Source organism: Flavobacterium cheongpyeongense, from assembly GCF_003202435.1.
GTDB lineage: Bacteria > Bacteroidota > Bacteroidia > Flavobacteriales > Flavobacteriaceae > Flavobacterium > Flavobacterium cheongpyeongense.
Map to the genome: position 1 here is coordinate 131548 of NZ_QJHK01000002.1, position 16752 is coordinate 148299.

9 protein-coding genes are annotated in these 16752 nt (G+C 35.7%); all 9 read right to left on the reverse strand.

Annotation, left to right across the window (positions count from 1 at the left end; all coding sequences use genetic code 11):
- Positions 1-28 precede the first annotated feature (28 nt).
- Positions 29-1858: a metallophosphoesterase family protein gene (locus tag DMB65_RS02750; protein WP_110305144.1), complete on the reverse strand. Its 1830-nt coding sequence runs from the start codon at positions 1856-1858 to the stop codon at positions 29-31.
- Between the two features lie 6 nt (positions 1859-1864).
- Entirely contained in the window at positions 1865-3439 is a 1575-nt protein-coding gene (locus DMB65_RS02755) for a glycoside hydrolase family 28 protein (protein WP_110305145.1), read from the reverse strand.
- 120 nt (positions 3440-3559) lie between these two features.
- Complete coding sequence (locus DMB65_RS02760) at positions 3560-4408, reverse strand: DUF4861 family protein (protein ID WP_110305146.1); 849 nt, start codon at positions 4406-4408, stop codon at positions 3560-3562.
- Between the two features lie 266 nt (positions 4409-4674).
- Positions 4675-6471, reverse strand: a complete 1797-nt coding sequence (locus DMB65_RS02765) for a hypothetical protein (RefSeq protein ID WP_110305147.1) — start codon at positions 6469-6471, stop codon at positions 4675-4677.
- A gap of 60 nt (positions 6472-6531) precedes the next feature.
- Positions 6532-7101 carry a hypothetical protein gene (locus DMB65_RS02770; RefSeq protein WP_230470585.1) on the reverse strand — a complete coding sequence of 190 codons (570 nt, stop codon included), beginning with the start codon at positions 7099-7101 and terminating at the stop codon, positions 6532-6534.
- A gap of 2 nt (positions 7102-7103) precedes the next feature.
- Complete coding sequence (locus DMB65_RS02775; protein WP_110305148.1) at positions 7104-9380, reverse strand: GH92 family glycosyl hydrolase; 2277 nt, start codon at positions 9378-9380, stop codon at positions 7104-7106.
- Positions 9381-9387: 7 nt separating this feature from the next.
- Positions 9388-11700: a GH92 family glycosyl hydrolase gene (locus DMB65_RS02780; protein ID WP_110305149.1), complete on the reverse strand. Its 2313-nt coding sequence runs from the start codon at positions 11698-11700 to the stop codon at positions 9388-9390.
- 261 nt (positions 11701-11961) lie between these two features.
- On the reverse strand, positions 11962-13581 hold the full coding sequence (locus tag DMB65_RS02785) for a RagB/SusD family nutrient uptake outer membrane protein (RefSeq protein WP_110305150.1): 1620 nt from the start codon (positions 13579-13581) through the stop codon (positions 11962-11964).
- Positions 13582-13599: 18 nt separating this feature from the next.
- On the reverse strand, positions 13600-16611 hold the full coding sequence (locus tag DMB65_RS02790) for a SusC/RagA family TonB-linked outer membrane protein (RefSeq protein ID WP_110305151.1): 3012 nt from the start codon (positions 16609-16611) through the stop codon (positions 13600-13602).
- Positions 16612-16752 lie beyond the last annotated feature (141 nt).

The window sequence follows — 16752 nt, forward strand, 5'->3', positions numbered from 1 at the left end:
ATTTTGGTCAAATTAAAGTTAGCGAATTTTAAGGATTTATGTGCTGAATCTGATTTGTTTTTAAACTAATCCTAAAATGACCGGAAGGTCTGCTGTTCATTGTTTTTAGAAATATCCTGGCCCATAAAACCAGATTAGGGTCATTCGTTTTCTCTAACTCGTGACAGATTATCTGATATTGCTTCAATCTTTTTAATCCTATTTCAGGTTTTGCTAATTCATCTGCAGCCTTTAATCGATAAAAATCGAAAACCATATCAAAACCTGTCCAGGATCCGAAATCTTTTTTTGTTAAAGAATTCGCTTTGATAGCCGCATCCATGTCTGAATCATTTTTATTTATATACAATAAATTCGTTCCTGAGAGTTTTAAAAGCGATGCAGAAAGTTCTGCTGAAAAATCTTCAGGTAAAAATCTCATTCTCACTAGTTCCTTTAAGTGCCATTCTGTAAAACACTTATAATCTTTAGATTTAAGAATTTCCTTGTTCCATATTTCAGGGCTTTTGCGATTCGCTAAATGTTCGTATTCCTGATTATAAAAAGGAAACAGACTATTGAATTTTGAAACCTTGCCTACTACAATGGTTTCTATTTCAATTTCGTCGATTGAATGAATTGTCAATATTTTATAAGCCGGCATATAAGCGGCTAACGAAGGTGTCTGAATATTAAACAATGTGTTTCCTTTTGCGGTTTTTCGTACTCCTGTGTCATTGATGTGCATGTGTCCGCCAAAATGAATCTGAATACCTGCATCTGCAAATATTTGTGCTACTTCTTCATTAGGAATTCTTTGCAATTGCATTTTATTGACTCCAAAAAGCGATTTTAATTCCGGTGATGCATCGTCATTAAAATCAACCATTGGATAATGACTGAAGGCAATCAGGATTTTTCCTTTTTGTCTGGCTTCCGCTGAAACTTTCCTAACCCACTCTATCAAATGATTTTTATAAACCAGCACATTATTATAGCCAATATTTGCTCCCGAAAAATCATGAGGATCATCTGGAAGACCAGATAATTTTTCATTAGGAGTATACGCATTTGCATCTATTGCCAGAAGCCATACTCCTTTGACTGGTTCAACAAGATAACTCGCGTCTGGGAGATATAAATTGGTATTTCTAACTTTGTAGGTTCTTTTCTCTAAAACAGATGCTGCTAATGCTTCATCAAAATTGTAGTTTTCATACTTATAATCTGAAAAAGGCGTTTCCCAATACAAATCATCTTTCTTTGGAAAAAATCCAAAACCGGCCATTTCCTGCAGGGTTTCTTTGTATCCGCCGTTTTTGATATCAACTGTGATAACAGGTTCTAATTGATCTTTCTGAAACTTTAAGTTCGTTTTTGAACTGCTGATAATCTGTTCTTTTCCGTCTTTTCCTAAAAAATCAGATTTAAAGGCATCCTGAGCAAATGGTCTGACAACATCATGGTTTCCTGTTGTGACAAAAAATGATATTCCGTGTTTTTTTGAGTATTCGTCTAGTATTTTTCTTAATCCCCGAACATGAACTGGCTGTCCGTCATCGCTGAAATCTCCCGGAAGCACAACTTGTTTGATGCCTCTTTTTGTAATATCATTTAAAGCTTCTAAAAAAGCAAAATAATTCTCATTGAAAATTCGGGTAGAATGTAATTGTGAATTCATTGTTCTGATATTCGCATATTCCCCTGTTACCGGATTTTGGATTCCTTTATAATTGTTATCTTCAAATTTGGCAAAAATATCCTGTAAATGAGCGTCGGCAATAAAAGCAATTTGGACAGTATTGTTTTTATCAGTCTGTTGGGATTTACAGGCAGACAAAAAGAGTAATACTAATATGATTCCTGATATTCGCAACATATAATTTTACTTAATTTCTGTTTTATGTACTGATAATTCATTATCTGTAGTTGATGACTTTACATCCTTAAAGATAAGCTGCTTGTGATTTTCCTTTGGAAATTCTATTCTTTCCATCCTTAAATCCTTTACATCATCAAATACAAAAGCAGGTCTGAAATCAGCATTTTCTAAGGTAAGTTTGATATTCTTCATGGTTATTGCGTTAGCATGTCTCACATAAAAACCGTAAGCCGGCAGTTCGCCGAACATAGAAAATTCAGGATAATCCTGAGCAGCTTCCGGAACCTGATTTAGTCTGTTTAACGGAATATATGCCATTCCTTTTGAAGCTCTTCCCGGATAATTTATTTCAATATTTTCTAAAACTACATTTTCAATATTATATCCTTTCAAACCCACAATTGAAGCAGGAAAAGGATTATGGAAAAAATCGACTTCGGGACCTCTCAGATCATAATTACTATCCGGACGACCAAAAGGCACTTGTACTTTTATATTCCTGATACTAATATTTTTTATACTACCGGGCTTGTCGCCGCTACGGTTTCCTAAACGGATAAAAATCGCATTACCTGTATTAACAGCATTTATATTGGAAACTTCAATATTTTCTATAAAAGCACCATCAACAGATTCTATGGCAACAGCTGAACGAAAAGTATCATAGACCTTTATATCTTTAATTGTTACATTTTTGAAACCACCGAAAGAAGCAGTTCCGAATTTTATGGCTGAGGCACTAGATCTAATCGTACAGTTGGCAATATAAACGGAATCATTATAAAATCCGGGGTAGTATGATTTGAGACAAATACCATCATCTGCCGAGTTGATATCACAGTTTGTAACGGTAACATTTTTACAATCCGTAATATCGATTCCGTCATTGTTCCAGTATGAGCGATTTACAATTTTGAGGTTATCTAAAACCAGATTATGGCACAATTCAAAAGATAATCCCCAGCAAGAGGCTTCTCCGGCATATAGTCCTTCAATAGTAATTTTTTTGCATTGTGAGAAACGAAACAGTTTAGGTCTCATGGTTTCGTTTGGGCGGCTTCGGCGAAGGCTGTATTTTGGATCTACAGCAACACCAGCATGATGCAGACTGTCAATATTTAAGGCCAGTTTTAGTCCCTGACCGTCAATAGTTCCTTTTCCTTTTAGTGAAATGTTAGAGGCTTTATGCGCAATGATTAAAGCCATTTGGGAGTTGTCGTCTTTTTTGGGAGAGTCAGGTCGTCCTTCAAAAGTCATATTCGGATAATCTTTTGGATTTGTACTTCCGAGCAATGTGGCTCCTTCTTCGAAATACAAGGAAACATTGCTTTTTAGAATAATACTTCCTGATAAAAAAGTTCCTTTGGGAAAAACTACGCGGCCTCCTTTGTTATTAAAAGCAGCATCAATTGCTTTTTGGATCGCAATGGTATTGAGTGTTTTTCCATCTGCTTTTGAACCGTAATTGGTAATTAAAAATTCTTTTTGAGATTGGGTTCTATTTTGTGCTTTACAACTACAGCCAGATGCAAAAAGAGTTATAATCAAAGCCGTTACGTGTAGTTTTATTTTTAACATATTTTTTTATTATTTTACAATTCGAGCAAAACATAATAAACCAAAACTACAGACTTTGAAACAAATTAAGAATATACCTTTTGGGTGTAAGGCTATAATTTACACCCAAAGGGTAAAATATTATTTGATATATGCTTCTAACTTATCCAAAGTATTTAATTCTGTTTCTCTTGCACAAGAAGATATAATTTTTGTTTCTAAATGTTTTGTTGGTTTAGAGATCAACAAATATTGTGTTCCATCGTCGTCCTTTTTTACATAATCTTTAGGATTGTAGATGATGGCAGCTCCAACTTCAACAATCTCTGCTGCTACATCTTCAGGATGTTTTCCCCATACAGCGATGTAGTTTTCCCCTTTTTTAGTCTGGAAATCTTTAAAATAATTTACTCCTGTAACAAATTGTACTTTTTCTCCATTTAGACTAAAAGCTTCAACTTTAGCCTCTCTTTTTCCTGAAAATACGGTTACACGAACTAAAATATCTACTTTTTTTCCTTTGTAAGGCACTCCTTTTGAAATCATTTCCATCCATGATGTCGTATCTGTTTTTCCAACACGTGCCAAACGATTCGTCACTGGATTTAATGGAACTACTTTTTCTCCATCCCACAGTTTTACTCCTCCTAAACCACTGGTTGAGGCTACTTTATAATAATCAGCTCCCCAGCCTTCTTTTTGTTGTTCCGGAGTTGGATACCAATTTGCTTTTCTTAATTCTAAACCTGATTTTGCTTTATTATAAACATCAATAGCCACTTTATCACTAAAATAGATTCTCAATGCCATCCACTCGTTTTCGATTGCAGGACCATGATGCCCGATTGTTTTGTACAAATCACCAGATTCTGAACCTATGTCTGTCAAATACGTTATTTTATCTGACTTCATATACAAACTGGTATCTGTATTATTTTGTGCAAAACAAGTAAAACCAAATAATAAAGTGGCAATAAATGATAATTTCATAATTTCAATTATTTATAAGATTAATTTAATTTCCGTAAAAATAAAACAACCTTTTAATAATTCAGCTACATTTTTTATAATATTAAGAAATTAATCATTCAAAAGTAGGGACATAAGTTTTACAAATTCACACGAATTCAGTATGTTTTTAAATGCACCCACTCTTAAAATATTCAATTAGCTCATGAAATTGAATATTGAATTAATTGGTTAAAATCTATTTTATTGATATTTATACTTTTAAATCGTCCAATCCTTAATATATATTACGAAATCACCATTTTGTGGCGAAAAGGTGTATATCCGGTAATATAAACATGTTCTCCCGCAGTACGCAGGCTCCCCTGATGATACATATATTCTTCACTGTCCAGGTTTTCTACATTTAAATGTTCGCATTTTCCGGGACCAAATTGTACCGTATCTGCGCCTGCGGTTAATAATCCCAGTCCCGATTGTAGAAAATAATTCTTTTTATCGTCCATAACCGCACCGCTGATAGTACTGCCTTCCCTGAAACACATTTCGATTGTCACTTCAACATTTGGTGGTCCGTCTACTTTAAAATCGAAGCTAAGCGAGCCCTTGCTTTCTGTGATTTCAATGACTGTTGTTTGTGTTTTTACATTGCTTCTTATTCGTGAATCGAAGTCCATTTTATTCCAGAATCTTCCATCGGGTGATTCGGATAATTTATAATTGCCATCGGGTTTTCGAAATTCTGCTGCAAGAGGCTGGTAATACTCTGCTTGCTTGGTTTCTTTAAAAATGTATTTATTTCCCTCTTTTACAACACCTTCGCTGCTAAAATAGCCCATTCTGAAAAAAGAAGTTGAAAGTCGCATGTATTTTAGTAGGGCATCTCCTTTTCTGTACATCAAAAAATTAGGATTTGAAGATCTTCCCGAAACAATCATTACAGGATGGTCGTTTCCTCCAAATAGGGTGATCGAAGTTTTGCCTCGTCTGATTCTTGCCAGACTGGAAACTGCAAAAAACTTTTCAAAATCATTGGTTATAGTTCCAAGGGCAGGAACCTGCTTCTGAAGTTCTCTGTTTTCCATAAAATGCCCTAGTGAACCGGAAAGAATTTCTGTCGTAAATTCAGGCAGTTTTTCGATTGTATTTACCATATATGCAAACATCGGATTCTCAGTAAGAATAGCCATATACCGGTACTGTAAATAAAAATTATTGACTTTTAAATTCATAAACTGATCCTGCCTTTTTGAATCTACAGTAACCAGATCACCATTGGGTTCTGTGTAATAAAAACAGGTTATGAGGTTTTTGTTGACAATTTCCAGTAACTTTGGTTTGTTTAACAATCTCGCCATTGTGATTAAAGCCTTGTCAATCACGGCTGAATAAATTCCGCTTCTTTCGGCATAATGCCCATCTTCATTCATATAAATACCTTCAGACAGCCATTCATCAATTCTTTGAAGATATCTGGGATCCGGATAAAGAGAATTTATATTCGCCAGAGCAGCACAAATGACCCATCTGTGGTTCGGTGTATGTACCCCTCCGGTAACCATCGCCTCACCTGCATTCAGAATAAACTTTTTCAGTTTGATTGTCAGCCCTTCTAAATCTTTTTGTTTGTTATTTTTTAAAATCGAGGCCGCCTGACAGATATATTCTAAAATAAAAGCAGTATCTGGTGGCGATTGTCGGTTTCCTCCTGCATCTAAAGTACCGTCATTATATTGCTCTTTGAGTAAAACATCTATAGCATCATTCAGTTTCTCTGCTACAATTTTAGATTTATAAAATTCAGATTCAGAATTACATACCGAAGCTGTCATTGTGTTTATAGCACTTGCTATCCCCCGAAAACTGTTTAATTTGATCGTTGGTTCAATTGGAGCTTTATTTAATAGGCTATTTACTTTAGCATCATTGTTTAAAATGAGCTTTTTCATTAGTTCAGTATCTGTTTTAGCAGTCAGATTATTTGTCAAGAGATCGTTTGCTAAAATTACATCACTAACCAAAGCCCCTGCTACGCTCAGACCTGATAATCTGAGAAATTCTCCACGGGTAATCTGCTTTTTCATATTATCACTTTTTACTGATTCAGCCTAGTGCTAAGATTTACTTTTAAAGCTAAAATCTAATTACTTATCTGCTATTTTCACTAATGTCCAGTTAATTCCTAATGGATTTTTGGTTATTTTACAGATCAAAGGAAATTCAGGATTTTTCACAATCCACATTTCTGTTTCATCAATCTGTGCGATTACGTGCATTGCATCAACTGATTTTCCTTCAATTACCACATTGTTTTTATCTGAATTCTGATCTAATACATAAGTTGTATTGTTGTAGCTAAATTTATTGTTTTTCACTAAATCCTGATAAGCTGCCTGCGAAATCATAAAAAAGGTCTCATTTGGTTTTAAATTCAAAACCGGAGAAAATTCACCCTGATTATAGCTTAAGGCATTCCCATTTTTTAGTGCTTCCGACTTTGTTACAATACTGCTGTTTACACCTCTTGTGTCTAGCTTAAGAACAAGTGCATCGGTCGTTATTTCAGAAGTGAGTGTTAATGTTCTGGTCTGACCGTGAAGTTTGCAGATATAATGCAACACCGTATTGTTTTTAATAGTGGGAGCAAAATCCTGTGCTGTTACCATCTGAAATATTCCACACAAAAGGACGGTTAAGATCATATTTTTCATCATGCTTATTTTTTAGGTGGTAAAATAGTCGTTCCCCAGACAGACGGTTTTGAATCCATTTCTAAAATCAATTCACCTCCTTTAACAATATCTTCGTGTAAGATCCAGGCTTTGTTGTATGGTTTTCCGTTTAAAAAAGCGTTTTTGATATATTTATTTTTATCACTCATTTTTTTTGCTGTAATCTTAAAGGACTTACCTTCTTCCAATTCTAAAGTAATTTCTTTAATTAATGGTGAATTCAGTAAATAATAAGGCTGTCCGGCATTTGGGTACAGTCCCATTATGTGGAAAGCCAGCCAGGAAGACATTGCTCCCGAATCGTCATTACCTGGTAAACCTTCATGCGAAGTATTGAAGTTATCCTTAATAATAGTTCTGATCCGGTCACTGCTCAAATACGGTTTTCCGATCCAGTGGTACATTGTAGGAGCTAAAAAAGAAGGTTCATTTGAAACATCATATAATTTAGTTTCAAAAAAAGTATCCAGCCTATTTTTGAAGGCCAAATCACCACCCGATCTGCGAATAACTTCAGGAAGATCATGCGGAACACTTAAGGAATATTCCCAGGAAGTTCCTTCATAAAAAAACACACACCAATGGCACACATACCATGGAGATTCTGTAATTACCGGTGTATATTTATAAGTCGGTTTCTGAATTTTTGATTCACCGAAGATCACATCATCAAGCCAGTTTCCTGAAGCATCCTTTGGCATAATGAATCCTGTAGCGCCGTTATTCATGTAATCGGAACGCCATAAATTTTGCCAGTTATCTGCCTGTTTGATATACTGATTGTAAATTTCGGTATGGTTTAAACCTTTGGCAACGGTAGCAATATTATAATCATTATAGGCATAATCCATTGTACGGTTTCCTGCCCGATCTATACCAAACGGAACATAACCCAAACGCAAATAATCTAATAAACCGCCCCTTCCTTCTCGCTCTTCATTTCCACCGGGCGGTATAGTAGCATCTTTAAGCATTGCTTTTAATGCGAGTTCATAATCTATTCCTTTTAAGTTTTTTACAAAAGCATCTGCAAGAACTGTTTCTGCATTAGAACCACCCTGAGTACGCCCGTTATCATTACCGCTTCTGCCCTCAGGCAAGTAGCCTTCGCGTTTGTAAATATTCAGCATTGCGTTCACAATTTCTGTCTGACGTTTCGGATCAATAAGCGTAATTAAAGGACTTGAACTCCTGAAAGTATCCCAGATGCAATAAAAATCATCATAATATGGTTCGGTATTAGTCCACAACGGATTTTCTCCGGTTCTGTCAACAGGCATAATCATGGTGTGGTACAAACCGGTATAAAACATCTTTTTATATTCTAAAGAGGTATCAGGAGATAGCTGAATTCTTTTCAACAGCTGTTCCCATTTATTTTCTAAAGATGACAAAACCGCACTGAAATCCCAATGCGGAATTTCGACTTCAATATTGTTTTTTGCTTTTAATTCGCTAAGAAATGAAATCCCAATTTTCACGTTGAGTTCCTGTTTTCCGTCTTTTCCAAAAGAAATCAAAGCAGCTGTTTTTCTACCAGAATCAAACTGAGCTGGTTGATTGCTATAAAATATACCGTCTTTCCAGGTAACATATTTTGCAATTGGCTGATCAAAAGTGGCCCAAAAGTAAACTGTATAAGCACGGCCATTATTCCATCCGCCTCTAATTCTGCTGTATCCCCTGACTTCAGTGTCTGAAACTATTTCTATTTGAGACCCTACAAATTGTTGTGCTTCTCTTCCATCGGGTTCGGGCTGTTCACCAAGAAAAAATCCCGGGTCAATTTTTAACTCTTTTGTCGCATTTTTTGGATACGTAATTCTATAAAATGAAACTTTTTCGGCTGTTGTAATTTCAGTCCTGATCTGGTTTTCTTTGAAAACCGTTTGATAATACCCCAATTTTACGCTTTCTTCGACTCTGCGAGAGGTTTGGTCTAATTTGTCTAAAGTTCCGGAAAATGGCATTATCTGAATGTTCCCGTATTTAGGACCGCCACCCGTCCCGCTCACATGAACCTGACTAAATCCTGTTACTTCTTTAGGTAATGGCAGCCACCCACTATTGGGACTTACTGTACAATCCGGACTTGGTTTAACCATTCCGTAAGGGCATGACGGACCAATAAAAACCCGCCCATCTCCTTCTGAACCAATCATGGGGTCTACGTAATTGTGAGCCGCTGTCTGGGCATAATTCGTTAAGGAGAAAAATATTGATATCCCGAAAGAAATTATAGTTTTGGTAGATACTTTCATTGCCAATTTATTGCTTTGCTTTATTAGACATTTCTAAAATCAATTTTCCTCCGTTAGTAATTGCGTCATGAGAAATAGTATTTTTTTCTACAGGTGAATTATTGTATTTGATTGCCTTAATATAAATGTTTTCGGTACTGTTATTATCTGCTTCAATGATAATTTTTTTGCCTTTATAATACTTTGGGTTTAGTTGAATGGTTACTTTAGAAAAAGCTGGACTTCCTATCTGATATTGAGCTTCTTTATCAGTTCCTCCATTCATCTGAAACAAGCCAATTTTGAGTAATACATTCAGGCTTCCCATTAATCCCTGATCCTCATCTCCATTATAACCTGTTGCGGGAGATAATCCGCTGAAGGTTTCTTTAACAACATTTCGGGTCCAGTATTGTGTCAGATCCGGTCTTCCTAATAAATTAAAAATAAAGGAGGTCTGAATAGAAGGCTGGTTTCCGAAATTAATTGGAATCCTGCTAAATTCCGGATGTAATTCCGCATCATGCGAAGTTCCGGAAGTGAATTTTAGATCTTTTGCTGTTTCAAATTGCTCGTTTAATTTTTCCACAGCTTTTTCTTTCCCTCCCATCAATATAGCCAGGTTTTCAATATCATGTGGTACAAACCAAGTTGACTGCGCTCCGTTTGACTCTATAAAACCGTTTTCGTATTGATAGGGATCATAATTTTCACGCCATTTTCCTTCTACATCCCTTGGACGCATCCAGCCGGATGATTTATCGAAAATATTTTGGTAATTTTTAGACCTGCCCATAAAATAATCATAATCTTCCTGATGTTTTAATTTTTTTGCTAATTGTGCCAGTGTCCAGTCCTGATAAGCATATTCTAGAGTCTGGCTCGCTCCGTCCTGGTGGCTTCCAAAATTGCCATCAGGAAGCGGATACGGAACATATCCTTTTTGCAGATAATATTTTAATCCGCCACCTAGATCTGTATTGTGTTCGTATCCGGCTTTTCCCATAATACCATTTAGCATATGGTTTTTTTTAATTGCTGTGTAAATTTCTTCCAGATCATCTTTTATGATTCCTTTCTGAATGGCACTTACAATAAAGGGCGTAGCCGAAGCACCCGTCATGACATAGGTATCATTCCCTCCCGAAGGACCACGCGGAATCATACCGCTGTCTTTATAATACTGCATTAAAGAATGAACAAATTCATCCATAATTTCAGGATATACCAATCCCCAGAGTGTATTTATGGTCCACTGAGCCCCCCAAAAGGCATCCGAATTATAATGATTGAATTTTGGTTTTCCGTTTGAGTCTAAAGGTAATTGGCCTATTCTGAAATTTTCACCGGAGTTATCAGGATAAGCACCATTTGCATCGCTGATGGTTTTTCTTCCCTGCAATGCATGCCAGAGATCCGTATAAAATCGTCTTTGATCTGTTTTTGTACCACCTTCAATTTTAATTCTTCCTAATAAATTATTCCATTCGGTTTTTGAATCAGAAACTACTTTATCAAAATCCCAATGCGATAATTCCTGCTGCAGGTTATTTGCTGCATTTTCAACTGAGGTATAAGAAATACCGGCTTTCATGAGTATTTTATCTTTGACTATGCTAAAATTTACCAGATAATTTCCCGTTGCTGCATTTCGTTCAATTGAAGAAACAGGCTCATTAAATTTAATTTTAAAATATACCGTTACAGGTTTTGGACGCCTGAAATTGGTACTTAAAACCAATGATCCTGAAAGTTCGTAATCATTAATTTTTTCAAGTTTGCCATTTGTATTTTCGCAGGGTCCTAAAATCGTGTTCAGGTTGAAAAGAATTGCTTTTTGAGCTGAACTTGAAAACGTATATCTATGAAAACCTACCCTTTTTGTACTGGTTAATTCTGCTTTTATTTGGTATCTGTCGAGTAATAAGGAATGATAACCCGGAAATATTTTTTCAGATTCATGGCTGAATTCAGAATAAAAATCTGAAAAGATATTTTCGCTATTCTCCTTTGTAATCGCTACAGGCATAATAGAAAGCCCTGACATTTGCCATTCGTGGACATGGCTAAAACCTTTTACGGTATTAGTAGTATATTTGTATCCGCCTCCCCAGTCACCTTTAATTTCGGTATCAGGATTTAAGTTCACCATTCCAAAAGGACGGCTTGCAGATGAAAAGAAAAACCATCTTGAATTTTCGGTATCAAGCAGAGGATACACCAACTCTGTTAATTCTTCTTTTTTAAAAGAAGAGCCTTTTTCTGACTTACATGACACTATAAAAATAAGAACTAAACATATTCCGATGCGTCCTGTTTTATAAATTTTGTTCAGTTTCATCTAATTGAAGTATTGGGAGTCTGTTATGACAAACAGATCAGATAATATAGTTAATCAAAGACAGTTGAAAAAACCATCTATTTAACAAGTAATTTATTATTATTTTATAAATAAAACATTTAAGGTACAGGTATTGCAAACGTAGCTACTCTGCTCCGTAGAAAGTGTAACCATTAGAAATCTTACCTGATAAAAAAGGAGAAGAATTTATAGTCTTCCTCTCCTTTTAGAATTAAAAAAATTGTTTCTGGTATTTATTCATTAATTAGGATATCCTTCATTTTGGGTTAAAGCCGGATTTAAAACCATAGCATTTGTAGGAATTGGGAAAACACGACGATAGGTGTCAGTATTTGTTTTGTAACCCCATTGCCCTTCATACTTTCCAAAACGGATCATATCATTTCTATGCCAGGCTTCCCATGCAAATTCACGGCATCTTTCTTTGTAAAGTTCTTCCAGTGTCACACTGCTCCATGCAGTAGAAGTGGTACGATTGGAACGAACCATATTAACAAGTGAAATAGCTGTCTGTCCCAAAGTTTCGTTCCCTCCACGTAAAATTGCTTCAGCTTTCATTAACAATACATCTGAATAGCGTAAAAATGGAACGTCATTATTTTGATTTCGGTTTGTTGAAGTATTGTCCGGATAAAATTTAATGTTTCTATATCCCATGTTCCACGCAATTTCGTCATTTCCTAAGTCAAACAAAGTAAGATTTTGGCGAGGTACAATATTAGGTGTAAGGTCTACCTGATAAGTCAAAGCCGCACCACCATCTGAACCGGTATAGAATTGGTCATACCCCTTTTTGGTTGTAGTAACCCTTACAGGAGTCACTCCGTCATTCATATACTGTAAACCTGTCAACCATTGTCTGTTACGAATATCATTAGCATCATCAAAGTTAGCATAAAACTCAGGAAGTGTACTTCTAGGGGCACTTGGTGTAAATGGAAGACCAAATTTAGCTCTTTCAGAACGAGGAACATCATAACGTGCATGATACATTTGCCCGTTGAAACCTACCGTCACTGCAGAAGGATCATAAGGTACCGCAAAAATAAACTCTTTCATTTGTGGACCATTGGTTGGATAAAACATTTGAAGATAAGTCGCTCTTGACTCAATATTATACAACCCTGAACTAATTACCTGATCACAAGCTGCAATACAGTCATTATAACGCTGTGTGCCTGTATAAACCTGAGCATTCAGATATAATTTGGCAAGCAATGCATTTGCTGTCTGCTTGTTAGGTCTTCCGTAAGTTGTAACTCCTGATGCTGCATTTAAATTAGGTATTGCTTTTTTTAATTCTTTTTCAATAAAATTAAATACCTCAGTTCTACTCGATTTGGCGCGGGAGCTAAAATCTCCATAAACCGTATCCAATGGTACGTCTCCATAACTGTCCATTAACATATAATAAGAGATGGCACGCATGGTTTTTACTTCAGAAATCAACGTGTTTTTTTCTTCACCTGCCGGCATTGCCTGATTTAGAATTGAAATCGTCTGATTACTGATCCCAATCACTTTGGATGACCAGTCCCAAAGACTTCCTATGATACCATTGTCAGCTGTCCAGTCATGAAAATGCATGGCAATGTAGTTTCGGTTATCAAACCAGTTTCCTCCTCTTGCAGGCAAAATAGCCTCATCTGTTGTTAATGATTGTGACCACCACCAGGAGAATGAAAATTCACCTCGGAAAGCAGAATAGACAGGACCTGTAGTTTGTATATATTGCGTTGAGTTCTGAGGAAAAACTTCTGGTGTCAATTGTGTTGTAATGGGTACATCCAGGTCTTCGCAAGACCAGAATAATCCAACCATAAGTACTGGAAGCCCCAAATATTTTAATATCTTTTTCATAATTTTTACAATTTAATTTTAGAATATCACGTTTAAGCCAAACATAAATGTTCTGGTTTTTGGATAGAAGTTATTAGAATCTACACCAGGAGCTGTTCCTCCTTGTTCTACTTCCGGATCAATTCCTGAATATTTGGTAATAACAAATAGGTTATTGATCGTTTGATATACACGGACACTTTGAATATATTTACTCACTTTGCCAAAATTATATCCTAAAGTCATATTGTCTAACCTGATATAACTTCCATCTTCTATAAAACGTGATGAATATTTATAAGCATTAAGATCGTTTGGAGATTCATTTGCCGCATCTGCCAATATGTTGGTAGTCATTGCAGTACTAGGTCTGAATAAATCAGCTTTGGTAGCATTGAAAATTTTGTTACCAAATACTCCTCTGAAGAAAACACTCAAATCAAATTTTTTGTATTGAAAATTATTTCCCCATCCTAATAATACTTTTGGTTGTGCACTTCCTGCATAGTGATAATCTACACCAATTGCAGGTGTTGTGGTTAAACTACCATCTTTCGCAACATATTGAGAAACACCCGCTGCATTTTTCCCTGCATATTTAAGCGTAAAGAATTGCCCAAGCGGTTTTCCTTCTTTAAAAATTTGCAAAGTGCTACCCGTTTGTCCTCCTCCATCTGGCTGTACTCTACGAATTGAATCCCCTCCAATAAAGAATGGATTGGTCAATTTAACAATTTTATTTTTGTTGCTTGCTACATTCAGGTTTGTTGACCATGTGAAGTTAGCAGTCTTAACAGGAGTTGCTCCCAAACTTACCTCGATTCCTTTATTAGACATTGTTCCTCCGTTTGCCACAATCGTTCCTATAGGTACAAGAACAGGATTTACGGAATAATTAAAAATCATGTCAGTAGTTTTCTTGTCATATAAATCAACAGAACCAGTAACTTTACCGTTAAACAATCCAAAATCAAGTCCGATGTTTGCAGTAGCAGTTTTTTCCCATTTCAAATCTGGATTCGCTGCCTGATTAGGTCCATAAGCTCCAATTTGCTGTCCATTGTAATAGAAAGTACCTAGGCTTCCGGAAATAAACTGTGCTGTATAAGCATTGAACCCGGAAGAGTTTCCTGTAACTCCATAACTCCCGCGGAATTTTAAGTCACTGAAGATTTTCTGGTTTTTCATAAAACGTTCTTTATCAACTCTCCATGCAGCTCCTACTGAAGGGAAGTATCCCCAACGGTTATTTGCTCCAAATACAGAACCTCCGTCTCTTCTAATAGTACCCTGTAAAAGATATTTATCCTCATAGTTGTAATTCAAACGGGCAAATTCACCAATCAGACGTGTTTTTTGATAAGCTCTACTGTCTCCAAAATTCACTACATAACCATTTACTGATGTATAATTGCTCAGAGCCAGGTTATTATATCCTACATTATCTACAGGAAAGTTAGTTGCTGTAGCCTGAAATCCATCACCTAATGTGTTTTCCTGCCATGAATATCCTAAAACAGCTTTAATTTTATGACTTCCTAATATTTTGTCCCACGTTAAGAAACTTTCAATAATATTATTGGTGTTCTCATAGTTGTTTCTTAAAGCTGAACCGTTAACACCAAAATTAATTAACGATTTAGTTTGTGGTGGATCTGGGTTATTATAGAAATTAGCACTATTATACTTTGAATAATAGCTATCATAAAACTCTCCATGTGATGAAGTTAACTTTTGATGTGCAATATTTAAATTATAAGTAAATCCAAAAGGAAGTTTTACCTCTGCAGTCAGGTTACCAACAAGATTGTTTGTTTTGGTTTCGTCTGTTCCATGCTCAATTAAAGCTACAGGGTTGAAATAACCAGTACTTGTGAAATTTTCAAAAAAACTTCCATCTTCATTTCTCACAGGAGAAATCGGAAGATAACTTGCTGCTTGTAACAGTACGGTATTACGCTGAGGAACATTTATATATTTGCTATTTGAATTCGTTACATTCAAACCAAATTTAACTTTATCATCAAAAGCAAATTGCTCAACTGATAAACGGGCAATCACGCGTGAAAAATCACTTTTCAAAAGAACTCCTTCTTTATTTAGTGAGGTAATACTAGCCGTATAACTACCATTTTTACCACCACCGCTCATCGATAAGTTATGACTGCTTGATTGCGCTTTTCCGGATCTTAAAATTTCTTTTTGCCAGTTTGTATTCGCACCTTTATCATTTTCAGGGGTGAAATTCAAACCGTTTTTTGTAGTAAATGCTCTCAACTGATCTGCATTCATCATATCCAGCTGATTCGAAACTTCTTCCCAGCCAACGTAACCATTGTAAGCAATTTGTGTTCTGTCTTTACTTCCTTTTTTTGTAGTAACCATAATAACACCATTAGCAGCACGGTTACCATAAATTGCAGTCGCAGCGGCATCTTTTAATACATCAATGCTTGCGATATCATCTGGTGAAATCATTGAAATATCAACACCAGGAACACCATCTATAACATAAAAAGGTCCTTGGGAACTGTTTAATGTAGAAACTCCACGTAAAACTACTGATGCAGTTCTTGTAGGATCTCCACTAGAAGAGATATTAAGACCTGATACTTTACCCTGTAGCAATTGTCCAACATCACTAATTGCTCCTCTGTTTAATTCTTCTGCTTTAATAGAAGTTATAGAAGTGGTCAGATTTTTACGTGACCCTTTACCATAACCCACTACAACAACTTGTTCTAAAGTATTAGTAGCAGAAGCCAGTTTAATGGTCAGATTTGTTTTTGTTCCGTCTAATTTAACAGTCTGATCTGTAAATCCAAGGAAAGATACAACTAAAACCGCATTAGGATTTGATACAGATATTCTAAACTTGCCATCAAAATCTGTAACTACGCTTCGAGTAGTACCCTTTTCAAGAATATTAGCCGCAGGCAGGGGTAAATTCTTATCATCTAAAATAACGCCGGACACTTCTGTTTTCTGTGCCCACGAATTAATTGAAAGACCTAGAAAAAAGGCTAACAATAAAAGTTTTAATTTTTCCATACTTTAGTATTAGTTAAATTGGTTAATAGTTTTGTCGAAATTAGTTTTAAAGAATTTTTAAGAAATGGACAGGTTAATCATAAATATGGACTTTTTCATTAACATCAATAAAAACAAGGCTTCCGACACTTTTCTTTGAAA